Genomic DNA, 23,761 nt, shown 5'->3' with positions numbered 1-23,761 from the left:
CGGTAGAGAGGTACCGCGCCACAGACTGACATTCCACCCTAAGCAACCGATGCAAACATCGCTGACCTCCCTGACCGCGGTCGAATTGCGCCGCCTGATCGGCACCCGGGAAATCTCGCCGGTAGAACTGCTCGAAGCGTGCATCGCGCGCATCGAGGCCTACAACCCGCTGATCAATGCCATCACGGCCACCTGCTTCGCGCGCGCCCGCCAGGAAGCGCGCGCCGCCGAGCAGGCGGTACTGCGCAATGAACCGCTGGGCCTGCTGCACGGGCTGCCTCTGGGGGTCAAGGACCTGGAAGCGACGCAGGGGCTGCTGACCACCTATGGCTCGCCGCTGTTCCGCAACCATGTGCCGGCCGAGGACAACGTGCTGGTGGCGCGCCTGCGCGCGGCGGGCGCCATCGTGGTCGGCAAAACCAACATCCCGGAGATGGGCGCCGGCGCGAATTCGCGCAACGCGGTCTGGGGCGCGACCGGCAATCCGTTCAATCCGAACCTCAATGCAGGCGGATCTTCGGGCGGGTCGGCCGCTGCGCTGGCCGCGGACCTGCTGCCGGTCTGCACCGGCTCCGACACCGGCGGCTCGCTGCGCATTCCCGCGGCCAAGTGCGGCGTGGTCGGGTTCCGCCCGTCGCCCGGCATCGTGCCCAACTCGCGCAAGCTGCTGGGCTGGACGCCGATCTCGGTGGTGGGACCGATGGGCCGCACCGTCGACGACACCTGCCTGCAGCTGGCGGCCTCGGCCGGTGTGTCGGTCACTGATCCGCTGAGCTACGCGGTGGACGCGAATGCCTACCTGTCGCCGGCGCCGGTCGACCTGTCGACGTTGCGCGTGGGCTGGACCGAAGACTTCGGCAGCTGTGCGGTCGATGACGGCATCCGCCGCGTGTTTCGCGCGAAGATCGCGGCGATGCGCCACCTGTTCGGGCGTTGCGACGAAGTCAGCTTCGACCTTGGCGATGTGCATCGTTGCTTCGACGTGCTGCGTGCCGAAAGCTTTGTCGCCGGCCTGCACGACGCCTACCAGCGCGACCCCGCAGCGCTCGGGCCCAACACCCGCGCCAACTATGAAATGGGCGCGAAGATGTCGCTGGCCGACAGCGCATGGGCGCAGGCCGAGCAGAACCGCATCCTGCAGCGCTTCCAGCGGGCCTACCAGGAATACGACCTGATCCTGTCGCCGACCACCCCGGTGTCGCCGTTCGCATGGACCAGGCTGTACGCCGACACCATCAATGGCGAGAAGCAGGAGAACTACTACCGCTGGCTGGCGCTGACCTATGTCGTGACGCTGACCACGCACCCGGCCATCGCGCTCCCCTGCGGCACCGACGAAGCCGGCATGCCGTTCGGCCTGCAGGTCACCGGCCGCTTCCGCGGCGACCTGCAAACGCTGGCCGCCGCGCGGGCCATGGAAACGGCGTTCGCCGCGTCGCCGGCATTGCGCCGCCCGGTGCCCGACCTGGCAGCGCTCAGGCCCGCCGACCCGGCGCTGCGCTCGATCGTCACCGCGCCGCCGTCAGCCGGCGCTGCGCATCAAAGCGGCGGCGTCTCCGCGGTGTAATCCGGAACCTGGATTCCGTGGAAGCGCGCCGGAATGCCTATGTTGGCTCGGTTTTGGTTCGGTTGGCGCAGGCATCCGGGTGCCAGGCGCTGCGACGCAAGTCGCAGTAACGGGGTGCGAACCGCCTGCTGTCTCCACCGTGTGCGACGTTAGCGGATCTTGCAAAAGCCATCCGCCGCCCAGCGTGCGGCGCTATCGCGCGTCAGGCGAAAATCCGGTGGTACCTTGACGGCCGCAATCACATCCCCGAAGGGATCCACTGCCGTAAGCGTTCCGAAAGGCTCGAACTCATCTGGCGTAACGACAAGCTTGACCGTCACGGTTCCGGATTCGGTCTCGAAGCTGGTCTGCTTGTTGAGTTGAGCGTGCAGTTGCTGCTCATGCCGCCGGATGACTTCTGCGGCGGTCTTGACCAGCGTCTGGTGAGCCGTGGCATCGAGCGGCTTCGGATCGACCTTGTTGCGCCCCATGGTCCAGGGACCGACAAGCGCCGGTTCTGCGCTGCCATCCCGGATCATTTCGACCGCCCAGCCGTCGCCATCCTCGTTCTTGATCACCCGGGCAGTCCAGCCCTTGTCTCGCCAAAGTCGGGGTTCGTGGATGGCGGCCGATTCTTGCTCCGAAAGTGATTCGTCGGTGTGATGCATAGTTCGTTGTACTAATCGCGGGGACAATATTCTATGCCTCAGGGACCATGCGCCGCCTGAATTGGTGGGGCTTCACACATGTTCACGCCTGAAACATCCTTCTGCACGATATGGGGCAAACCCCTCAGGGGACTACTCTGTCAGGACAACAGCGGAGGAAGTTCCTCATGAATCGGTCAATTCTGGTGATTGGTCTTTGCCTGCTGGCAGCGCAGGGCTGCGCGACAAAGAACTATGGGCGGGTCGGGACCGTGACAGACTTCGAGCGGCAGACGATGTCCTGTCGTGAAATTCAGCTCGAGCAGGCAAAGGTAAATGGCTTTACCCAGGCCGTTGAGAAGGAGAGCGAGTTCAGCGGCCGTTCAATCCTGTCGTTCCTGGGCGACTTCGGCATTGGGAACATGATCGAGAAGAATAGTGCCATGGAAAGCGCCGACCAACGGGCGCGTCAGTTGCAGACCCTCAGCTACCAGCGTCGATGCTCTGAGGCGCAACCGCAGGCAGCGGCGGCGCCAGCTCCATTGCCAACTGCGAGCCGATAGTCGCGAGCCGGCCGGGCCGCTTACCGGGCCGGCCGCTCTCTCTGTGGCGAGGGCATACGCGACCTACTGGCAAGACCCGCAAACTCGAGGGCGCTGCATTCCACGCCCCGCGCTTCACTGAGCGGCGAGCGTTTGCAGAGAGCCGCCTCGCCGATGCGATCCGAGTAATTTCCCGCCAGGCAACAACGCCGATGCCCAAGGCGACGCCAAGCGCGCGCACCGGATTGGCATGGACAAGCGATTCGGCACGCTCGCGCCGTTTTCCCACTCGGACTTGACGCGTCCTGTGACACGCCTGGCGACATCAGCCGACTTGGCGACCAGTTCTTTCCCGGCCCCCGACGCACCGGGTTGATTCTCACCTCCGCCTTTTGCGCCCCCCTCGCTTAGACGACTCCTGCCCGTGAATCTTGGGAAAAAAGCGGTTTCCCCTTGACCCGGCATCTCCAGACGTATATACATTGACCATCCATATGGATGGTAATTGGATGGTTTACAGATGGTATCCGGATGTAGTGATAATTAAAAGTCACTTTTAGCCAGCCAGATGGCAACGCACGCAAACAGATGAACAAACCAAAAACCGGCGACACGGAAAAAATCACGATCAACCTCGGCCCGGTGGACCTTGGGCAGATCGATCTGCTGGTCGAGGAAGGTTTTTACTCGAATCGCACTGACCTGATCCGGACCGCCATCCGCAACCAGTTGGCCACGCACGCGCTGGCCATACAGGAAACGGTGACGCGCCGGGCGCTGGTCCTCGGGCTCCAGCATTTCACCCGCCGGGACCTGGAGGCAGCGCGCGCGGCCAACGAGAAGCTGGACATCCATGTCCTCGGCCTGGCAAGCATCGCCTCGGATGTCAGCCCGGAACTGGCGCTGGCAACCATTGAATCGATCGTGGTGCTGGGCGCCTTTCACGCCCCCGCGGCAGTCAAGGCCGCGCTTGCCGGGCGCATACGGTAGTACCGCGGCAATGTCGCCGCGCCCTGGTTCGCCAGGTTTTCCTGGAAACAAGTATGAAAATGAATGACGCCTTCCTCGCTTCGATGCGAGAAGCCATGCACTTGCTGCAGACCGCGGGCCCGATGGAAGCCACTGAGGCTATCCAGCGCGCACTGCGCGAGCAAGCGTCGATGGGCGCCGTAGTCGCTCCAGCCTCCCGCGCCGCGCCAATGCCCGCACAGGTGGTCGAACGCCTGCTCACCGATGACCGCGCGCCGGCCCGCCCGGCCGATGTTGCCAGCAACACCGCCAACGCAGCGCCCCCGGCATCTTCGCGCGCCACCCACGCGCTGCGCCCCGACAGCAAACACGCGGCCCCGCACGATGTCGGCCATTTCAGCCAACGCACGTTCGTGAACCAGGCGGGATCCCGCGCGTACAAGCTTTACGTGCCCGCCGGCCGGCGGGCCGAGCCGATGCCGTTGGTCGTGATGCTGCATGGATGCACGCAGGATGCCGATGATTTCGCGGCCGGCACGCAGATGAATGCCCTCGCCGACAAGCTTGGCTTCATGGTGCTGTACCCGATCCAGGCCACCGAGAACAATCCGTCCAAATGCTGGAACTGGTTCCGGCCCGGTGACCAGCAAGCCGGCAAGGGAGAACCGTCGATCATTGCCGGCATGGCGCGAGAGGTGATCGCCAGCCACAGCATCGACGCGAGGCGCGTCTACATTGCTGGCCTGTCCGCCGGCGGCGCGATGGCGGCGGTGCTGATCCAGCGCTATCCGGAACTGTTCGCGGCGGCCGGCGTGCATTCCGGCCTGCCGGCGGGGTCAGCGCACGATCTGCCGTCGGCGCTGGGCGCGATGAAGGGCGGCAAAGGGATTGGCCGGTCCAGGTCAGGCGCGGTGCCGCCCGCCTCGACCGGGCGGCCCATGATTGTGTTCCACGGCGATGCGGACCACACGGTGCATCCGTCGAACGGCGACCGTCTTGTCGCGCCGTTTGAGCAGGACCGCCCGCGCCAGCAGACGGAACGCAGGAACGTTGCCGGTGGGCATGACTACACGCGGCACAGGATCACCACGCCCGCCGGCGTCGATGCCGAGTACTGGATCGTCCACGGCGCCGGGCACGCCTGGGCGGGCGGAAGCCGCCAGGGCAGCTATACCGATCCGAAGGGGCCGGATGCGAGTGCGGAAATGCTGCGTTTCTTCCTCGCGCATCCGCTGCCGGGCTGAGCACCGAAAAAGGAATAGAAAATAATACTACGTAATACGTAATAGATTAAACATCTCTCGGAAATCCTTAGACATAAGTTTGCTTATGTCTATAATCTTCGCTCCAATCGCGAATGCATTGCCTTGCACCATGGAACTGCTCCCCCTTTCCCCACCCGAGAGCCGTCCTGCCCCACTCGAGCGCTTGCGCCTGCCACCGGCACTGTCCGGCGCCGCCGGCACCAACCGCGCGCCGGCCACCGTCGCCCGCATCGCCGCGGGCGACGACCTGGCCGCCGTGACCGCCTGGCTCGCGCGCTACGCCGACAGCGCCGCGACGCTGGCCACCTATCGCCGCGAGGTGGAGCGGCTGATCCTGTGGGCGGTGCTGCAGTTGGCCAAACCCCTGTCCTCGCTGACCCACGAAGACCTGCTCGCTTACGAGCGCTTCCTCGCCGATCCGCAACCGGCCGAGCGCTGGGTGCTGGCCGGCAGCAAGAAGCTCGCGCGCGGCCATCCGGACTGGCGCCCGTTTGCCGGACCGCTGTCGCCCGGCAGCGTGCGCCAGGCGATGGTGATCCTGAACGCCCTGTTCGCCTGGCTGACCGAGGCGGGCTACCTGGCCGGCAACCCGCTCGCCCTCGCCCGCCGCCGGCGCGCCCCTGCCCAGGCGCGCATCACCCGCTATCTGAGCCACGACCTGTGGGAGACGGTCAAGGAGACCGTCGCGGCAATGCCGACCGAGACGGCGCGGGAACGCCTGCACGCCGCGCGCTGCCGCTGGGTGCTGACCGTGCTGTATCTGGGCGGCTTGCGTGCCGCCGAACTGACGGCCACCACCATGGGCGCGTTCTTCTGCCGGCGCGATGCCCAGGGTATCGAGCGCTGGTGGCTGGAGGTGACCGGCAAAGGCAACAAGACCCGGCTGGTGCCTGCAACCGACGAGCTGGTTGCCGAACTGGCGCGATACCGCCGCGCCCACGCGTTGCCGCCTGCCCCGCAGTTCGGGGAGACGCGTCCGTTGGTGCTGCCGGTGATCGGAAGAACGGGCAGCGAGAAACCGCTGTCACGCGGCGCGCTGCACCTGATCCTGAAAGAGGTGTTCGGCATGGCCGCGGCGCGCCTGCGGGAGCGCGGGCCGGAATGGGAGGCGCAAGCCGCGGTGCTGGCCAGCGCCTCGGCGCACTGGCTGCGCCACACCGCTGGCTCGCACATGACCGACCGACAGATCGACCTGCGCTTTGTGCGCGACAACTTCGGGCACAGCTCGCTGTCGACGACGAGCGGTTACCTGCACAGCGAGGAGGATGCACGCCATGAGGCCACGCAGGAGCGGCACCGGATTGGCTGGACCAGCAAGTCGTAGGCACGCCAGCAGGCTCATGCACCGCAGTTCGGTGGCCGGACGCGCTACCAGTTTCCTTTGTTCTTCCAAGCCGCCGTCTCCAGGCAAGACGATGGAAGCCATTAATTCGCCGTGATGCTCGCACGCTGTGCGGTGGCGCGCATCAGCGGCAGTTCCTTGCTGATCATCGCGCTGACCTGCCCCGGGCCCGCGTAGTTCGGCTCCAGCCCGTTAGCCAGCAGCTTTTGCTGGACCTCGTGGTCTTTCATCGCCTGCGCTACCGCTTTTTCCAGCCGGGCCTTGACGTCGGCCGGCAAGCCGCGCGGCGCCGCGATGGCTACCCACGAGTCGGCGTCGAAACCGGGATAGCCAGCTTCCGCCACGGTGGGCACGTCAGGCAGCAGCGTGGCGCGGCGCGCGCCCGTGACCGCGATCGGCTTGATCTTGCCGCTGCGGATATGGGGCAACGACGCGGCGACCGTATCGACCGAGAATGGAATCTGCCCGCCGATCAGGTCGGCCACGGCCGGCGCACTGCCCTTGTACGGGATATGCTGCAGCTTCATGCCCGTGGCACCCAGCAGCATCTCGCCTGCGAAATGCCCGGTGGTGCCGGTACCGAAAGACCCATAGACATACTTGCCCGGCGCGGCGTTGACCGCTGCAACCATCTGCGGCAGCGTATCCACCGGCACCGCCTTGTTCGCCAGCACAATCAGCGGTACGCGCGCCACCAGCCCGACAGGCTCGAAGCTCTTCACGGGGTCATACGGCAGGCTCGCGTTGATGGCCGGATTGACGGTGAATGTCGAGCCCGAACTGATAAGCAGCGTGTAGCCATCGGCCGCGGCCTTGGCCACGTAGCCGGCACCTACGATGGTGCCGGCACCGGCGCGGTTCTCGATCACCACCGGCTGGCCCAGCGCATCGCCGAGGCTCTTGCCGACGAGGCGGCCGATCATGTCGACCGCCCCGCCGGCCGGGAACGGCACCACGAGCGTGACGGGCCGGACCGGATACGCCGATGCCGCGTGGGCCCCGACGGCGGCAACCGCCAGCGCTGGCAGCGCCAGCGCCCGGGCCGCCACGAAGGCTCTGCGCAGGGACGAATGTAGAGTGGGATTCATCGCAGCACCTCCGTGCGTCGGTCAGCCGTTGCGGAACAGGAAGCTGTAGGCGTTCAGCGCCGGTGCGCCGCCGAGATGGGCATACAGCACGCGCGAGCCTTCGGGGAATTCGCCGCGTCGGACCATGTCGATCATGCCCTGCATCGATTTCCCCTCGTAGACCGGGTCGGTCATCATGCCTTCGTACCTGGCGCTCAGGCGGATGGCCTCGAGCGTGCCTTCGGACGGCAGGCCATATTCGGGGCCGCCATAGCGCTCGTCGAGTACTACGTCGGCGTCGACGATGTCGCGCTCCAGTTCCACCAGCCCCGCCGTGTGCCTGGCGATGCGCAGGATCTGCGCGCGGGTCTGGGCGGGCTTGGCGGAGGCATCGATGCCGATCACGCGATCAGCCCGGCCGTCGGCGGCAAACCCCACCACCATGCCCGCCTGCGTGCTGCCGGTGACTGAACACACAACGACGTAGTCGAACTTGAAACCCAGTTCGGCCTCCTGCGCGCGCACTTCCTCGGCAAAGCCGACGAAGCCCAGGCCGCCCAGCGGATGCTCCGAGCAGCCGGCCGGGATCGGATACGGCTTGCCACCCTCCTTGCGCACGCTCTCCATGGCCTCTTCCCAGCTCTTGCGGATGCCGATGTCGAAGCCGTCGGCCACCAGGCGCACGTCGGCGCCCATCATCCGGGACATCTGGATGTTGCCGACCCGGTCATATACCGCATCGGAGTAATTGACCCAGTTTTCCTGGACGAGCACGCACTTGAGTCCCAGGTGCGCGGCCACGGCGGCCACCTGGCGCGTCTGGTTCGACTGGATGCCGCCGATCGAGACCAGCGTGTCGCAGCCTTGCGCGAGCGCGTCCGGGATCAGGTATTCGAGCTTGCGGGTCTTGTTGCCCCCGAAGGCCAGGCCACTGTTGCAGTCCTCACGCTTGGCGTACAGCTCGACCTTGCCGCCAAGATGGGCAGAGAGGCGCTTGAGCGGCTGGATGGGCGTGGGGCCGAACGTCAGCGGGTAACGGGCAAAGCGCTTGAGATTCATGGTGGCAACTCCAGGGTTAGGGTGTTATCCCGTCATCGGTGTGCCTCTCAGCAAGGCCAAACGATGCGGCGACGGACTCTATCCTAGGAAAAAAGCCACGAAACGTGCTTGCAAAGAAGCGTGATTTTGAACACTATTAATAAGTGATATCACGCGAAAGCTGTTGTAAATTCTTTTCCAGACCAAATGAAAGAAACAAAATTTCGCACCAAATCCGCCCGCGATGCACCAGTTCAGGCCGCGTCGCAAACGCTGCCATCCACACCCCACGTGGACTCGCTCGATCGCGCCGACAAGGCGATCCTGCGAGCCCTGCAGCAGGACGCATCGATCTCCAACGTGGCCCTGGCCGCAAAGGTCAACCTGAGCCCGCCCGCCTGTCTGCGGCGCGTGGAACGACTCAAGGAGTTGGGGCTGATCCGCGGCATCGTGGCGCTGCTCAACCCTGCTGCACTGGATGCGGGAATGCTTGTGATGATCGGCGTGGTGCTGGATCGCTCCACGCCAGAATCCTTCGCGCTGTTCGAGTCTGCCGCGCAAAAGGTGTCCGGCTGCATGGAGTGCCATGTCGTGACCGGCGAATTCGATTACTTCATGCTGGTGCGCACCAGAGATAGCGAGAGCTTCAACCGCCTCCACGCGGAACAACTGCTCTACCTGCCGGGCGTCAGGCAGATCCGGTCGTTCATGGTGCTCAAGCAGGTGCTATCGACGACGCAGTTTCCAATCTGATGGACTTGCCGCAGAGGGAAGTGCCGGCACGGCAAGGGCCCGCGGGACCGCCACGCGCTGGCGCTGGCACGAAAAGCACGGGTCACGAAAAGCACGGGTTCGGCAATTGGCTTTGTCTTCGGTGCTGTATGGCTCCTGCAGGCAAAAAGGTCAGCCCTGCTCCGTGCGCCCCAACAGTGCCGTCACGGCCTTTTCCATCAGGTCCAGCAACCGGTGCAGTTCCTGCGGCCCCATCTCGCCATCGGGTGCATCGGCCACCTGCCTTTTCAGGTGCGCATCGATCCGATCGCACAGCGCCTCCCCCGAGCGGCTGATGCGCAAGCTGACGCTGCGCCGGTCTCCTGGCACCTTCAGCGCCACGACCAGGCCGCGCTCGCGCAGCAAGTGCACCGCGCGCGACAGCGCGCCGGCATCATGGTCGATAGCTGCGGCGGTCTCGGTGAGGGTGCTGCCGCCGGCACCGCGCAGGTGGCACAGGATCAGCCACTGCGGCACGGTCAGGTCCGCCGCGCGCAAGGCCTGCGTGGCGCCTTGCTGGGTCGCGCGCCGCAGGCGGCTGGCCGCAACCAGCACAGCGGACAGCGCGGCCCCCTCCGTCGCCAATGCCGTAACCAGCCCGGCGCTCATCGCAGCACCTTCTGGAACATGCTGACGCCGATCGCCAGCACCCCCACCACCGCCAGCGCGCGGAAATAGTCGATATTGGCCAGCAGCGCGGACTGCTGCGCCAGCACTTGCGCGATCTGCGCCGTGGCGGACTCCGCGGCGCGGACCGGATCCATCGAGTTAGAGAACGCGGCCGTGAAGCGCGCGTGGGTCTCCTGGAATTGCGGGCTGGCAGGATTGATGGCGCCATGCAGCGTGCTGTAGTGCAGCGTCGTCAGCCACTGCTGCCCGACCGTGGCAATGGTCACGCCCAGCGCCTGGCCCAACTGCCCCAGCATGTTCTTGGTCTGCTGCGCATGCGAGAACACCGACTCGTCGTGCATCACGCCGTTGAAGGTCTGCATGGCCGTGACCGGCATCAGCGTCATGATGAACACCCCATAGAGCGCGAGCGCGGGCAGGATATGTCCCCACAGGTCGGGCGCGGGCGTGGTCCGGCTCAGCAACCACGCGGAGGCCGCCAGGGCGAGGAAGCCCGCGACAAAGTACTTGCGCGGGCTGGGCCAGCGCGGCAGCAGGCGCGAGATTGTCAGCCAGGTCGCGACGCCGGCGGCAAGCCCGAGCGCATAGAACTGTCCGGCGGTGGCCCATGAATGGCCCAGCGAGCGCTGCAGCACGATCGGCAGCAGGTAGCCGTTCGAACCGAGCGTGACGTAGCAGAAGGTAAAGAGCGCCAGGCCGCTCAGATAGCGCGGCTCGACCAGGCTGCGCAGCCTGAGCAGCGGCCGCGCGCTCCTGGATTCCGTCCAGACGAAGGCGAGCAGCGCGCCGGCGCCCGCGACCGCGCCGATCACCAGCCACAGCCGGTCGGCGTAGAAGTCATAGTAGGAACGCTGCAGCACGAACAGCACCAGGAAGCTGCCCACCGACAGCGCGACAAGCCGCACCGGATGCGCGTCCGAGCGTTGCGCAGGCGCCACCACTGCCGTGGGCAGAACACCGGTGGCCGGGAGCAACGCCAGGGCGGCGGCAGCCACCAGCCAGAAAATCAGGGGCCACCGGTCCGCGGTGACAATGACGGCGGCCAGCCAGGGCGCGATCGCCGTGCCGCAGCAAATGCCCGTGGCCAGCGCCTTGATGCCAAGAAACCTCGCCGGGCTCGGCGGAATCAGGTTGATCGCCAGCCGCGACGAGGTCAGCATGCCCGCGCATCCGAGCGCCATCACCATGCGGCCGGCCAGGAAGCCGGGATAGCTCTCGGCCGTGGCACACAGGATCGCACCGATGGCAGCCGCGCCAAGCGCGCCCTGGACATAGCGGCGCCAGCCCATGCGCTCCACCATCCAGCGCTGCAGCGCGATCACGACCACGGCCACGCTGGCGTAGGCCGCGGCGATGGTGCTGTACTCCTCGGGGCTGGCGCCGATTTCTCCCATGATCGGGGCGGTGGCAAAGGCCACCATGCCGTTCTGCAGGAAGTCGATCGAGGTCAGCGCGCCGATCGTCAGCATCAGCAAGGCTTTGGGTTTAGCGGCGGGTTTCATGCCGGCGTCTCCGTTGTGTGGCGGTGCCTACAGGTTCTCTTCGACAATGCGGCGCACCAGTTCGTCGGCGCGCGCCAGTTCGTCGGCAAACACGGTGGTACGGTAGTTCTGGCCCGACGCATCGACGGCGACCAGCCGCTTGCCGTCGCGCGAGCGCGTATCGACCGAGACCTTCATCGACAGTCCGATCTGCAGCGGATGGGCCATCACTTCCGCAGGCGTCAGGGCGATGCGCACCGGCACGCGCTGCACCACCTTGATCCAGTTGCCGGTGGCGTTCTGCGCTGGCAGCAGCGCAAAGGCACTGCCGGTGCCGGCGTCCTGCCCGATGACACGGCCGTGGTACACCACCCCGTCGCCGTACAGGTCGGTGGTCAGCGTCACCGGCTGGCCCAGGCGGATATCGCGGAGTTGCGACTCCTTCAGGTTGGCCGTGACCCACAGGTGGTCCAGCGGCACCACCGACATCATTGGCACGCCGGCACTGACGCGCTGGCCCACCTGCACCGAGCGCTTGGTCACCACGCCGCCGACCGGCGCGGGAATGCGCGTGCGCGACAGCGCGATGCTGGCATTGCGCACTTGCACTGCGGCCGCCTGCACATCAGGGTGGGAGTCCACCGAGGTGCGTTCGACCAGTGCCTGGTTGCGCTTGAGCTGCTGGGTGGCCACGGCCAGCGACGCCTTGGCGGTGCGCACCGCCTGTGTCGAATGGACGAGTTCCTCGCCCGAGATCGCGCCGCTGGCGGCCAGCGCCGAGCGGCGCGCCATATCTTCCTGGGCGCGCGCCAGGTCAACCGAGCGCAGTTCCACGTTGGCACGGTCCTGGCCGGCGGCGGCAAACTGGCCGCGCACCTGGCGCACCGTGCGGGCAAGCTGGGCCTGTGCCGCGGCCAGGGCGAGCCGTGCATCGACGCCGTTGAGTTCGACCAGCGTCTTGCCGGATCCAACGAGGTCAGTGTTGTCCGCAAGGATCGCGGTGACCACACCGCTTACCTGCGGCGTCACCTGCACCACATTGCCTTCGACATACGCGTCTTCCGTCGAAACCCAATGGCGACCGTATTGCAGCCAGTAGACGGATGCAGCGGCGAGAGCGACGGCGACCGAGGCTGCTGCTGCGATGCGCCGGCGCCGTGCCGGGCGGACCCCGGCCGGTTCCGCGGGTGTGGCACCGGCGGAGTTGGGTTGGTTGGCGGGGGTCATGACGGGTTCCTTGTTGCGGGGGATCTGGCAGCGCCCGCGTCATTGGCGGTCGCGGCAGCCGTTTCGTATCCGCCCCCGAGGGCGCGGATCAGTTCCAGGTGCAGGGTGCGTTCCTGGGTTTCGATATCGATCAGCAATTGCTTCTGCTGCAGCACCTGGCCTTCGGCCGACAGCACCTGCAGGTAGTTGCCGACGCCGCTGCGATAGCGCGACACGGCCATGTCGTAGGCTTCCTGCGTCAGCTGCAGCGCCTGCTGCTGTTCACCGGCGCGCTCGGACAGCCAGCGCAGCGACACCAGCTGGTTGACCACGTCGTGCAGCGCCGTGACCAGCGTGGCGTTGTATTGCTCCGCGGCAGCGTCGTACTCCGCCTGCCTGGCGCCAAGGTTGGCGCGTAGCCGGCCACCGTCGAAGATGGGCAGCGAGATCGCCGGGCCGATGCCGAAGGTGCGGCTGCCCGCCATCAGCAGGTCTGACAGGCTCAGGCTTTGCAGGCCGGCAAAGGCGGTCAGGCTGATGTTGGGATAGAACTGCGCCCTGGCCGCCTTGATGTCATGGCTGGCGGCTTCCACGCGCCAGCGCTGCGCGACCACGTCCGGCCGGCGGCCGATCAGCTCGGCTGGCAGCGATGCCGGCACCGCCGCCGCGTAGCCATCGCGAAGCTGCGGGCGGCGTATGTTGGCGCCGGCGTCCGGGCCGTTGCCCGCCAGCGCGGCGAGCTGATTCTGGGTCAGTGCAATGATCTCGTTGATCGCGGCAAGGCGCTCGCGCGTGGCCGGCAGTGCCGCTTCGGCCTGCTTCATGTCGAGCCGCGAGTCGAGTTGCGCGTCGACGCGCCGGCGCGTCAGGTCCAGCGTGTTCTGGCGCTGGCGATAGGTTTGTTCGGTCAGCGCGCGCTGCGCATAGGCGGCGTCGAGCTTCAGGTAGGTGCGCACCACGGACGTCGTCAGCATCAGCTCCGCCGCGTGGTAATCGACTTCCACGGCGCGGGCGCGGTCGAGCGCGGCATCGAAGGTCGCCTGGTTCTTGCCCCAGAAGTCCAGTTCATAGCCGAGGCCGAGCTGCACGTCGCTGGCCCATTTCCAGCTGCCTGCCAGCGGCCGCGGCGCGACACTGTTCTCGCTGAAGCGCTGGCGCGTGCTTCTCGCGTTCAGGCTGGCTTGCGGAAACAGCGCGGCTTCGGCACCGCCCGCCAGCGCATCCGCCTGGCGCACACGCGCCGCGGCGATGCGCAGCGTCGGCTGTCCGGCCAGGGCCGCCTCGACCAGCGCATTCAGCTGCGGGTCGCCAAAGCCCTGCCACCATGCTCGCTCCGGCCATGCCGCCGGTGATACCGGCGTAGCGCCGATCGATGCGGCCGCGGCAAGGTGGTTGGCATCGTCGACCGTGGCCTGCGTCTCCAGCCCCGTCATGCTGGCGCAGCTCGCCAGGAACACCGCGGCGCCCAGTACGGCGAGGCGCCACCGGGCCGGGACGGTGCGCGCCTTTAGGGAGTCAGTCTTTGAGGTAGTCATCAAGGTCATCGACCTTCTCCGCAACCATTGCCCAGGCTGAATATGCCTAGGCAGATAAATATCCAAAAAAAATGGCCAGGCTCAAACTTCCGCTGCGTTGGCCAGGATGCGCCTGAGCATGCCGCGCAGCGTCTGGGCATCGGCTTCACTGAAGCCGGCAAGCAGGCGACGAATCGCCACCTCGGTACCCTTCCGTGCCTGCGGGAACACCGCCTGGCCCTGCTCCGTCAGTTCCACGATGAAGCTGCGCCGGTCGGTCGGATTCACAACGCGGCGGATGATGCCCTTGGCTTCGATTCGGTCCAGCAGCCGCGTCATTGCGCCCGAATCGTAGCCGAGCAGCCGGCAGAATTCGCTGAGCGTGCGGCCCTTGCCCGACATGATGCTGTTCAGGACGACGAACTGCGCTGCGGTGATCTGCAACGGTTCCAGCTCGCGCTCCACACCGGCAAGCAATTGGTTGCGCACGTCTGTGACGAGAAATCCAAGTTCGCCTGAACTCAACTCTGCGATCACCGAGGGTTTCCTTGCGTTCATGGGCTCATCCAGATTCAGTCAGACGGAATATAGCTGCCTAAGCAGAATTTGGCAAGGCAGGATTCCGGGCCTTCAGCGCCACGCCTGCGTGAACTCGCCGATGACCCTTTCGAGGTGGTTGCGCATTGCCGCCCGCGCCGCCGTGGCGTCGCGGGCCATCACGGCCGCGAAGATCCGCTGATGGTCTTCCTGCGATGCCTCGCGCAGTCCGGTGGTATGGAAGTGTTCCTCGATCTTGCCCCACAGCGGGTCGCTGCGCCCGCTGTCCCACAGTGCGGTGACCATATGCAGCAGGACCCTGTTGCCGGTCGATTCGGCCAGGCACAGGTGGAACTGGCGGTCCGCCGCCTCGTTGGCTTGCTTGTCGTCCATGTGCTCGCGCATCAGGCTCAGGGCCGAGAACATGCGGTCAAGGTCGCTGTCCTTGCGCTCGCTGGCCGCCAGGCCGGCGACTTCCGATTCGATCAGCACCCGGGCGCGCAGCGATTCGATTGGCCCCGGCCGCCACGGCAGTTCGAACGGCTCGGGACCGGGCGCGGGCGCCGCCGCGCAGACGTAGATACCCGAGCCGCCGCGAACTTCGACCAGCCCCTGGACCTCCAGCGCGATGATCGCCTCACGCACCAGGGTACGGCTGACGCTGAACCGCTCGGCCAGGGTGCGTTCGGACGGCAGCCGCATGCCGGCGGAGAACTCTCCGGATGCGATCAGTGCCTGCACCTGGCTGGCCAGGCTCAGGTAGGACCGGTCGCCGGCAGCGGGCGGGCTCTCGACTGTCGGAGTGGTTGCAAGATCGCTGGTGGAATTTCGCATCATAGGGAGGGTTCGCGCGTGGAACGGCCGGGCAGTGCCTGATGCATCCCATGGTAAACCATGACGGCAAAATTGGGCAACCGGTTCATAATTGGTGAACCACTTAAATAAATTTGGTAGACCAATGCTGTCAGGCGTCTGGCCCATGCCGCGCGCCGCTTTGGATGGCAGGACGGATCGCCGCTCCCTCCTCCTGCCTCAACAGAGTCGCCCCAAGGAAGCCCCTCACATGAAGATGTCGTTCCGCTGGTTTGGCACGTCCGACCCGATCCCTCTCGAATACATCCGGCAGATCCCGGGCATGACCCATATCGTCTCGGCCATCTACGATGAACCCGTCGGCGAGGTATGGCCGCTGGACAAGATCCTGGCGCTCAAGTCCACCATCGAGGCGGCGGGCTTGCAGTTCAAGGTGGTGGAGTCGGTCCCGGTCCACGAGGACATCAAGCTGGGCAAGCCGACGCGCGACCAGCTGATCGCCAACTACCAGCAGAACATCAGGAACCTGGCCGCCGCGGGCATCGAAGTCATCTGCTACAACTTCATGCCGGTGTTCGACTGGACCCGTACAGAACTGGCGAAAAAGCTCGATGACGGCTCGACCTGCCTTGCCTTCAGCACCCGGGAGGTCGAACAGATCGATGTCAGCCAGGGTATCGCCCTGCCCGGCTGGGACTCCAGCTACCAGCCGGGGCAGCTGCAGGCCCTGCTGGCCGAGTACCGCGGCATCGACGAAGCCAGGCTCTGGGAGCATCTGGAGCATTTCCTGTGCGCGATCATTCCCGTGGCGCAGGAGTGCGGGATCAAGATGGCCATCCATCCGGACGATCCGCCGCGCCCCATCTTCGGACTGCCGCGCATCGTCAAGAACCGCGACGACCTGGCACGCATCCTCGGGATTGTCGACACGCCGGCAAACGGCCTGACGCTGTGCTCGGGCTCGCTTGGCGCCGGCCCGCAGAACAACGTCGAGGCGCTGGTGCGCGAGTTCGGCGGCATGGGACGCATCCACTTCGCCCATATCCGCAACGTCAAGATCACCCCGGACGGCGACTTCGAGGAAACCGCCCACCTGTCGAGCTGCGGATCGCTGGATATCGCCGCGATCGTCAAGGCGTACCATGACGTCGGCTTCCAGGGCTATTTCCGCCCCGACCACGGCCGCATGATCTGGGGAGAGACGGGCAAGCCGGGATACGGGCTCTATGACCGGGCACTGGGCGCCGTCTATATCAACGGGATGTGGGAAGCGATGGAAAAGACGGCCTGAAGCGCCGCGGGGCTGCTGCCCTGTCAAAACATAATGGGAGACCTGGCATGACAATCATCAAGAAATCGCCCGTGCAATCGGTGCAATCGGTGCAATCGCGCCGTTCGGCGTTGATCCTGGGCCTCGCTGCGCTCGGCCTTGGCACGCTGGCGACGACGGCCGCCTGGGCACAGACCACCTGGCCGACCAAGCCGGTGACCCTGCTGGTCGGCTTCCCGCCCGGCGGCCAGACCGACTTCGCGGGACGTGCGCTGCTTGGCGGCCTGCAGAGTTCGCTCGGCCAGTCGTTCGTCATCGACAACAAGGCCGGCGTGAACGGCAATATCGCATCCATAGAGGTAATGCGCGCGGCGCCGGACGGCAACAAGCTGCTGGTAGGCAACGGCTCGATGACGATCATGCCTCACGTCTACACCAAGCTCGGCATCGTCGATCCGCAGAAGCTGACGCCGATCGGCGTCATGCTGCAATCTCCGCTGGTCCTCGTCGTGCCCGCCAGCTCGCCCATCAAGACCTACGCGCAGTTCGTCGAGGAAGTGAAGGCGCGGGACAAGTCGGGCAAGACCGTCGACTATGGCTCGGGCGGCACCGGCGCCCTGCCGCATGTCACGATGGAACTGCTGCGCGAGCGCATGGGCGGGCCGAAGATGAACCATGTGCCTTACAAGGGCAGCAGCCCGGCGATGGTCGACCTGATGGCCGGACGCCTGGATGCAATGTTCGATGCAACCTCGGTGGTCGCACCCTTTATCAAGTCGGGCCAGCTGCGGCCGCTGATGGTCACCGGCCCCAAGCGCGTGGCAATGATCCCGGATGTGCCGACGGCCACCGAGAGCGGCATCAAGGACTTCACCATCATCTCGTTCATCGGACTGTACGGGCCGCCGGGCCTGAGCCCTGACATCGTCAAGAAAGCCAACGGCGCCCTGAATACGGCGCTGAAGGACCCGGCTGTCGTCAAGAGCATCGTCGACCGCGGCGACGAGCCCGGTGGCGGCACACCTGAACAGCTCGCAACGCTGACCCGCACCCACTACAAGATGTGGGGCGATGTGGTGAAGGCAAACAACATCACGGCTGATTAAGACAACCAGGGCGCTGCACCTCCACGAGGCCGGGCAAACCCGTTTGCCCGGCCTCGTGACGCGCCTTGTCCAGCCAGCCTACTTGACGCACGCGAGGTTGACGGCCAGTCCGCCCCATTCGGTGGCCTGGTTGTTGTCCACCTGGACCTGCAGCTTGTCGTTGTGAAGGATGGTTCCGGAAGGCACCTCACGGGTGCAGTTCTGCAGGCCGTTGGTCACCTTGCAGCTCAGGCTGCCCACCTCCGCCAGCTGCACTGCAGCGCCCGCCCCTGTCACCTTGTACACCGAAATGTCCAGCGATCCGTGCACCTTGCCGAGCGTGCTGGCGGTGAGCTTGACGCTGCTGCAGTCATAGGGAATCACGACACCGAAATCCGACGGCAGAGCCACCGCGCCACCCGCGCCGGTCATGGCATAGTGGCCGCGGCTGAGCGTATCCGGCACGTTGAAGTTGCCGTTGTAGACGGTCGCTGTCGTCATCGTCGCGCCGGTGGTTGGCCACTTGCCGTCCTGCTTCGGCCCGTACAGCGTCGAGGTCGAGGTATCGAAATAGAAATCGCCATCGACGCCGATGCTGTCGGTCGGGGCACCGCTGCCGTACAGGATATGGCCGCCATTGCCGGCCGTGTTCCCACCGGTACCGCCGGTACCACCCGTGCCACCCGTGCCACCCGTGCCGCCGGCTGAGCCAGTGCCGGACTGGCCGGCCAGCGAGACTCCTTGCGGCCACTCATCGTTGGCCTTGGGCCCGTACAGCGTCCAGGTGTTGGTATCCAGGTAGTAATCGCCATTGTTTCCGACGCTGTTGTCCGGAGCGCCCGCGCCCGTCAGAACAGTGCCGCCGCCGGGGCCCGACGAACCGGTGCCGCCACCCAGCGGGACGCCGGGCGGCCAGGTGCCATCCGCCTTGGGCCCGAACAGTGTCGAGGTGGAGGTGTTTATGTAGTAGTCGCCATTGTTGCCGACACCACTGGTCGGATCGGTCGAGCCGGACAGGATGGTATTACCGGCCAGGCCCGTATTGCCCCCGGCCCCGGTGTTGCCCTGCGCGCCGGTGCCGCCCGCCGGCCCTGCTACGGACACCCCTGCCGGCCATACGCCGTTAGCCTTGGGGCCGAAGAGCATCCACGTCGCGGTATTGAGATAGAAGTCCCCGTCCTTGCCGATATCGGGCCCCGGATCACTGGTACCGGACAGCATGGCGCTGCCAGCGGTGGCGGCAGCTGGCGCTGTCGTGGACGATCCCGGGTTGCCTGTCGTGGTCGCGGCTGACGTGGCGCTGGCAGGCGCCGAGTCGCCCCCGCCTCCCCCGCAGCCGGCGACTGTGGCGATCAGGCAGGCAAGCGGCACGGCAGCCAGCCTCACGTGGATGCGTTTCATGGATATCCCCCCTTTTCCCGGCTTTTCTTAGCCACTTTGAAATTTGATGGCTTGCGCTTGCGCCAACGATGCGTTCAATCTAGGTGGCGGGATTGGAAAGAAAAATCGCCTCTATGGACGAGCGCCGGGTTTGCGGCAAGCGCGACCGGACGCCGAAAGGATGCTTAAGAAATGAAACGTCGTGGCCATCAAAGCGTGCCGCTCTGGCCACGCATTGACTCCGGCAGAGATGTCAACTGCCCGCAACCGCCATGCACGCGTCCAAAGGGCCGCTCGCAGTGAAGGCCAGCCGACGCACGCGACCCGAGCAGTTGTTTCAAAGTCGAATCAGCCTGCATTCGCCTGTTTGAAGGATGGGAACGGGTGCCCCGCTACATTACGCTTGCAAAAAAATACGACACCACTGAACCGGGGGGAATCATGGGCGAGTGGAACCCGCGCGGGCCGTACGAGCAGTACGAGCCAGCTGAGCTGTCATTGTGCGAGATGCCTGAGCCATGCGTAGCCGGAACACCGGCGCAAAGACCGACAGAGAAGCGGCCCAAGGCGCCACCACTGGTCGTGCCGCCCGAGACAACACCCTCGGATGATCCGCTGCTTGGCTGCCTGATTTTGATCAACCGCGCGCGGCAGCGGCCAGTGCCGTCTGCCCTCATGCTGAAAGGGCTGCCGCTGGAAGGCCAGCGCCTCACCTTGCCTCTGCTGGGCGCCGCAGCGGCACACGCCGGCTGGTCGACCCGCCTCGTGCAGAGGAAACTTGACGAGATCCCGGACTGCGAACTGCCGGCAATCCTGCTCCTGCGCGGGCGCAGACCGTGCGTGTTGCTGGAGCGCCGCAACTATGGACGTCTTCTGGTCGCGCTGCCGGGCTGGGGCGGCGGAGCGCAGGATGTCAGTCGGGAAGAGTTGCTGTCCGAGTACAGCCACTTCGCGATACTGGTGCAGCCTTTAATGCAGACAGAAACGCAAACAGAAACGCAAGCGGACCTGGAGCCGGCCCGGCCGGCGAGTGTCGCGAAGCGACCATCCTGGCGGTGCCATTGGCAGCGGCTGGTTGCCGCTACACACAAGGTGTTTTGCTTGCAGGGCAGGCAGCGTGGGAAAGAGGCTGCCGGCGTTGGCGGTTAGCCATGCCGGCAAGCGGTTGACCACGCTGCCGATGATCGACGCCTGACGGGAATTACTCAGGGCAGCAGCTCGCGGCTGAATGCATCCAGCTCGCTGGCAAGGCTCTGCGCCGCCAGCCTGACCAGCGCGGCACCCTTCTCCGGTGTCGCCAGTCCCGGGTCGGAGCCGATGCGGCCGTCGGGATAGCGCGCACGGAAATCCAGCGCTTCGCGAATCGGGCCCGAGGGCGCGATCTTCGGCGCATAGTCCGCATGCTTCACGGCATCGGGAAAGGCCCACTGGGTGATCGCAATCTCGGACGGCGTGGCGTGCGCGCCATGGCCCTGCGGGAACTGGCCGCGCGCCAGTTCGCCGACGCCCTCCAGGTCCCACCAGTTGCAGAGCTTCAGCGCGAATCCCGCGCGGCGCCTGCCGAAGCTGGCTTCGGCATAGAGTTCGGAGAACGCGGCATCGATCGAAGCCACATTGCCGCCGTGGCCGTTCAGGAACAGGATCTTCTCGAACCCGTGCCCCGCCAGCGAACGGACCCAGTCCCCGATTGCCGCGATAAAGGTCGAGGGACGCAGCGAGATGGTGCCCGGGAACGCGAGGTGATGCTGCGCCATGCCGATATTGAATGTCGGCGCCACCAGGATGTCTGCACGCTTCTCTGCTTCATGCGCAATGATTTCCGGGCACAGCCAGTCGGTACCCAGCAGCCCGGTCGGACCGTGTTGCTCGTTCGAGCCGATCGGGACCACGATGGTGCGGCTGCGCGCCAGGTATTGCTCGATCTCCGCCCAGGTTGAAAGATGTAGTCGCATGGTTACTCCTGTCTTGGTCCGTGTGCCGGACGTCATGGATGGCGTTGTATCCCGCGGCGTGGGATCACTGTTTCGCGGGAAGCTTGTTGGCGAGGATGATCATGGCTGCCAGCAACGGCAGGCAGGCCATCAGCAGCACGCCGAGATGGAGGTTGCCGGTTGCCGTCTTGGCCCAGCCGATGATGGCGGGGCCCCAGAAGCCGCCCGACAGCCCGATGGTGTTGATGAGCGCAATGCCGCCGGCCGCCGCGGGGCCCTTGATGTATTCGGCGGGCATGGCCCAGAACACCGTATAGGCCATCCACAGCCCCATCGTGGCGAGAGTGAGGAGCACCAGCGACACGGTCAGGTTGCCATCGGCCAGGATCGATGCGGCCAGCAGCGCGCCGGCTGCCAACGCCGGCAGCGCGCAGTGATAGCGCCGTTCGCCCGAGCGATCGGACTTGCGGCCCATGTAGTACATGCCGATTGCCGCAGCCATGTAGGGCACCGCCGAATACCAGCCCAGCGTCACCGTATCCGCCACGCCCTGCGCCTTGATGATGGTCGGCAGCCAGAAGCTGATGGCGTAGATGGTGGCGATGATGCAGAAGTAGGCCAGTGCGAGGACGTAGACCCTGGCATCCTTCGCGACCGCCCTGAACGAGTGCTTGTGCGCCGCCGCATGCCCGAGTTCCGCCTCGAGCAGCCGCCGCTCCTGATCGCTGAGCCATGCCGCCTGCGCCGGGCGGTCCGGCACCAGCCGCAGCGCGAGGATGCCCAACAGGACACAGGGCAGGCCCTCGACCAGGAACATCCACTGCCAGCCGGCCAGGCCGGCATGGCCGGCGAGCGCGGTCATCAGCCACGCCGAGACCGGGCCACCGACAATGCCGCCGATCGGCCCCGCCAGGAACACGATGGCAATGGCACGGGCCATGCGCTGCGGCCCGTACCAGCACGACAGGTAATAGATCATGCCCGGCGCGAAGCCGGCCTCGAAGATGCCGAGCAGGAAGCGCATGGCATAGAACATCGGCACATTGCGCACGAACAGCATGCACGCGGACGTGATGCCCCACAGCACGAGGATGCGGCTGAACGTCTTGCGTGCCCCAACCCGCGGCAGCAGCAGGTTGCTCGGAATTTCAAACAGCACATAGCCCAGGAAGAAGATGCCGGCTCCCACGCCATATGCCGCATCGGAAAACCCCAGGTCGCTCTGCATCTGCAGCTTGGCAAAGCCGATGTTGACGCGGTCCAGGTAGGCGAACAGATAACAGATCAGCAGGAACGGCAGCAACCGCCAGTTGATCTTGCTGTAGAGCGCCGAGGCGTCGTCGACGGTGCTCGGGGTAGGGATTGCCAGCATGCTGCATGTCTCCGGGTGGTTTGTGTTTCGATGGCTCTTTTGTGGCCTTGATATTGGCAGTCGCGGCGATGGGGGCAAAGAGCAACAAAGTCCACGATCCGTTCCCTTTTGAGCAACACGCTTGCTGAGAGAGGTGCGAACACCACTTTCGCGGGCATGCGGTGCTTCACGGCGCACGTGACAGACAACACGAACGGGGTTCAGGTATCGTTATCGCTCGGCAAAAACACCTTGAGCGGGCGGTTCGACATGCGAGAGATCAATCAGCAGCGGCTGCGGTATTTCCGTGAGGTGCTGGCGCGCGGAACCATCCGCGGCGCCGCGGAAAACCTCAATACGTCGCCGTCAGTGATCACCCGGCAGATCCGGCTGCTGGAGGAAGAACTCGGCGCAACGCTGTTCGAGCGCGAAGCACGAGGCCTCAAGCCGACTGCGGCCGCCACGCACCTGCTGGAGTTCTGGCGGGGCTATCGCTCGCACCAGGAGAAGCTCGAGGACCAGCTGCACTCGCTCAAGGGACTGCAGCAAGGCGAGATCAGCCTGGTGCTGAGCGAGGGCTATGTGGATCTCCTGGTCAACGAAGTCCTGGCGCAGTTCTGCGCGCGTTACCCCAGGCTCGATATCCGCATGGACATCCTGGCGGTGGATGGCGTGCTGGAGGAAGTCGCGGAGAGCCGCGCCCACATCGGCCTGGCCTACAACCCGCCGCCGCACGCGCGCATCGAATACCGCGCGAGCGCGCCGCAGCCGGTGGTGCTGCTGGTCCGCCCCGGCCACCCGCTGGCCCTGCGCGGCGGCGCGGCCACCGTAGAGGACCTGCTCGCCTACCCGCTTGCGATGATGCCGGCATCGTTCGGCGTCGGGCATGCACTCAGCATGGTCGAGTTCGCCGAGAACCTCTCGATCCGCGCGACGCTGGTCAGCAACTCGCTGACAGCGCTCAAGCAGTTCGTCGCCTACGGCGACTACATGACGCTGATCGGTGAGTTCGCTGCCTACCGCGAGATCGCGGCGGGAACGCTGGCCGTCGTGCCGATCGATCACCCTTTGTTCCTGGGCACCCAGGCCCGGCTGCTGGTGAAGGCCGGCAGGCCGTTGCCGGCGGCGGCGCTCGAGCTGCTGGATCACATCACCCGGCACATGTCGATGTTTTCGCGGCACGACTCCGGCGGGGACCCCCGGTAGCCCAGCCGTCGCGCAAGCAGGACTCCCACTCAGCAGTACGTGCATATGTCCGCACACCATTGCGACCGTGGTTGACGTGCGCACGGGCTGACCTATACTTTCAACGCTGACTGAGACACGCCGTGACAAGCGGAGGTAGGTCAGAAAAAGCGATCATGTTTCCCTGATTG

At 65.7% G+C, this 23,761-nt stretch carries 22 protein-coding genes; 10 read left to right on the top strand and 12 right to left on the bottom strand.

From position 1 onward, the window contains the following. The first annotated feature begins 49 nt into the window (after positions 1-49). Positions 50-1,567, top strand: a complete 1,518-nt coding sequence (locus tag LPA45_RS08200; RefSeq protein ID WP_317920003.1) for an amidase — start codon at positions 50-52, stop codon at positions 1,565-1,567. Between the two features lie 149 nt (positions 1,568-1,716). On the opposite strand, the gene LPA45_RS08195 is transcribed toward LPA45_RS08200, so the two are convergent. Continuing rightward, entirely contained in the window at positions 1,717-2,214 is a 498-nt protein-coding gene (locus LPA45_RS08195; RefSeq protein ID WP_317920002.1) for a hypothetical protein, read from the bottom strand. Positions 2,215-2,381: 167 nt separating this feature from the next. On the opposite strand from LPA45_RS08195, the gene LPA45_RS08190 reads away from it, so the two are divergent. The 4 genes from LPA45_RS08190 (at position 2,382) to LPA45_RS08175 (ending at position 6,293) form a co-directional block, all read left to right on the top strand. Continuing rightward, positions 2,382-2,756, top strand: a complete 375-nt coding sequence (locus LPA45_RS08190) for a hypothetical protein (protein WP_116323513.1) — start codon at positions 2,382-2,384, stop codon at positions 2,754-2,756. 567 nt (positions 2,757-3,323) lie between these two features. After that, positions 3,324-3,725 (top strand): CopG family transcriptional regulator, encoded by a 402-nt coding sequence (locus LPA45_RS08185; RefSeq protein ID WP_317920001.1) that lies wholly within the window; start codon positions 3,324-3,326, stop codon positions 3,723-3,725. A gap of 53 nt (positions 3,726-3,778) precedes the next feature. Beyond that, a complete protein-coding gene (locus LPA45_RS08180; RefSeq protein WP_317920000.1) occupies positions 3,779-4,948 on the top strand; it encodes a PHB depolymerase family esterase in 1,170 nt (389 codons plus the stop codon). A gap of 130 nt (positions 4,949-5,078) precedes the next feature. Beyond that, on the top strand, positions 5,079-6,293 hold the full coding sequence (locus LPA45_RS08175) for a tyrosine-type recombinase/integrase (protein WP_317919999.1): 1,215 nt from the start codon (positions 5,079-5,081) through the stop codon (positions 6,291-6,293). Between the two features lie 101 nt (positions 6,294-6,394). Here LPA45_RS08175 and LPA45_RS08170 read toward each other — a convergent pair whose 3' ends face one another. Together LPA45_RS08170 and LPA45_RS08165 are read right to left on the bottom strand one after the other, a co-directional pair. After that, positions 6,395-7,399 (bottom strand): tripartite tricarboxylate transporter substrate binding protein, encoded by a 1,005-nt coding sequence (locus tag LPA45_RS08170; protein ID WP_022540418.1) that lies wholly within the window; start codon positions 7,397-7,399, stop codon positions 6,395-6,397. Positions 7,400-7,420: 21 nt separating this feature from the next. Beyond that, positions 7,421-8,437, bottom strand: coding sequence for a 1-aminocyclopropane-1-carboxylate deaminase (locus LPA45_RS08165; RefSeq protein WP_116323517.1), 1,017 nt, complete (start codon positions 8,435-8,437; stop codon positions 7,421-7,423). Positions 8,438-8,623: 186 nt separating this feature from the next. Between LPA45_RS08165 and LPA45_RS08160 the strand changes: the two genes are divergently transcribed. Continuing rightward, on the top strand, positions 8,624-9,169 hold the full coding sequence (locus LPA45_RS08160; protein WP_317919998.1) for an Lrp/AsnC family transcriptional regulator: 546 nt from the start codon (positions 8,624-8,626) through the stop codon (positions 9,167-9,169). A 150-nt stretch (positions 9,170-9,319) separates the two neighbouring features. On the opposite strand, the gene LPA45_RS08155 is transcribed toward LPA45_RS08160, so the two are convergent. The 6 genes from LPA45_RS08155 to LPA45_RS08130 form a co-directional block, all read right to left on the bottom strand. Next, the gene (locus tag LPA45_RS08155; protein WP_317919997.1) at positions 9,320-9,796 is read right to left on the bottom strand and encodes a MarR family winged helix-turn-helix transcriptional regulator; all 477 of its coding nucleotides are present in this window, start codon (positions 9,794-9,796) and stop codon (positions 9,320-9,322) included. Continuing rightward, positions 9,793-11,319, bottom strand: coding sequence for an MFS transporter (locus tag LPA45_RS08150; protein WP_317919996.1), 1,527 nt, complete (start codon positions 11,317-11,319; stop codon positions 9,793-9,795). The genes LPA45_RS08155 and LPA45_RS08150 overlap by 4 nt, the downstream gene beginning before the upstream one ends. A gap of 27 nt (positions 11,320-11,346) precedes the next feature. After that, complete coding sequence (locus LPA45_RS08145; protein ID WP_317919995.1) at positions 11,347-12,525, bottom strand: efflux RND transporter periplasmic adaptor subunit; 1,179 nt, start codon at positions 12,523-12,525, stop codon at positions 11,347-11,349. Then, positions 12,522-14,048, bottom strand: a complete 1,527-nt coding sequence (locus LPA45_RS08140; protein WP_233528448.1) for an efflux transporter outer membrane subunit — start codon at positions 14,046-14,048, stop codon at positions 12,522-12,524. The genes LPA45_RS08145 and LPA45_RS08140 overlap by 4 nt, the downstream gene beginning before the upstream one ends. A 72-nt stretch (positions 14,049-14,120) precedes the next feature. Further along, positions 14,121-14,555, bottom strand: coding sequence for a MarR family winged helix-turn-helix transcriptional regulator (locus tag LPA45_RS08135; protein ID WP_317919994.1), 435 nt, complete (start codon positions 14,553-14,555; stop codon positions 14,121-14,123). 93 nt (positions 14,556-14,648) lie between these two features. Further along, positions 14,649-15,389 carry a FadR/GntR family transcriptional regulator gene (locus tag LPA45_RS08130; protein ID WP_116323542.1) on the bottom strand — a complete coding sequence of 247 codons (741 nt, stop codon included), beginning with the start codon at positions 15,387-15,389 and terminating at the stop codon, positions 14,649-14,651. Between the two features lie 229 nt (positions 15,390-15,618). Here LPA45_RS08130 and uxuA point away from each other — a divergent pair, with 229 nt between their 5' ends. Together uxuA and LPA45_RS08120 are read left to right on the top strand one after the other, a co-directional pair. Then, positions 15,619-16,659 carry a mannonate dehydratase gene (gene uxuA / locus LPA45_RS08125; protein ID WP_317919993.1) on the top strand — a complete coding sequence of 347 codons (1,041 nt, stop codon included), beginning with the start codon at positions 15,619-15,621 and terminating at the stop codon, positions 16,657-16,659. 47 nt (positions 16,660-16,706) lie between these two features. Continuing rightward, positions 16,707-17,744: a tripartite tricarboxylate transporter substrate binding protein gene (locus tag LPA45_RS08120; protein ID WP_116323523.1), complete on the top strand. Its 1,038-nt coding sequence runs from the start codon at positions 16,707-16,709 to the stop codon at positions 17,742-17,744. A gap of 78 nt (positions 17,745-17,822) precedes the next feature. Here the strand turns inward: LPA45_RS08120 and LPA45_RS08115 are convergent, their stop codons facing one another. Beyond that, the gene (locus tag LPA45_RS08115; RefSeq protein ID WP_317919992.1) at positions 17,823-19,124 is read right to left on the bottom strand and encodes a hypothetical protein; all 1,302 of its coding nucleotides are present in this window, start codon (positions 19,122-19,124) and stop codon (positions 17,823-17,825) included. Between the two features lie 363 nt (positions 19,125-19,487). Here LPA45_RS08115 and LPA45_RS08110 point away from each other — a divergent pair, with 363 nt between their 5' ends. After that, positions 19,488-20,252, top strand: a complete 765-nt coding sequence (locus LPA45_RS08110) for a peptidase (protein WP_317919991.1) — start codon at positions 19,488-19,490, stop codon at positions 20,250-20,252. 56 nt (positions 20,253-20,308) lie between these two features. On the opposite strand, the gene LPA45_RS08105 is transcribed toward LPA45_RS08110, so the two are convergent. Next, complete coding sequence (locus tag LPA45_RS08105) at positions 20,309-21,055, bottom strand: creatininase family protein (protein WP_317919990.1); 747 nt, start codon at positions 21,053-21,055, stop codon at positions 20,309-20,311. 64 nt (positions 21,056-21,119) lie between these two features. Beyond that, complete coding sequence (locus LPA45_RS08100) at positions 21,120-22,406, bottom strand: MFS transporter (protein WP_116323527.1); 1,287 nt, start codon at positions 22,404-22,406, stop codon at positions 21,120-21,122. Between the two features lie 249 nt (positions 22,407-22,655). Here LPA45_RS08100 and LPA45_RS08095 point away from each other — a divergent pair, with 249 nt between their 5' ends. Further along, positions 22,656-23,591, top strand: coding sequence for a LysR family transcriptional regulator (locus LPA45_RS08095; protein ID WP_116323528.1), 936 nt, complete (start codon positions 22,656-22,658; stop codon positions 23,589-23,591). The last annotated feature ends 170 nt before the right edge of the window (positions 23,592-23,761 follow it).

The sequence above is a fragment of the Cupriavidus sp. Agwp_2 genome, from assembly GCF_040784895.1.
Lineage (GTDB): Bacteria > Pseudomonadota > Gammaproteobacteria > Burkholderiales > Burkholderiaceae > Cupriavidus.
The sequence above is the reverse complement of the archived record's forward strand: the minus strand, read 5'-3'. Positions and strand labels throughout refer to the sequence as shown.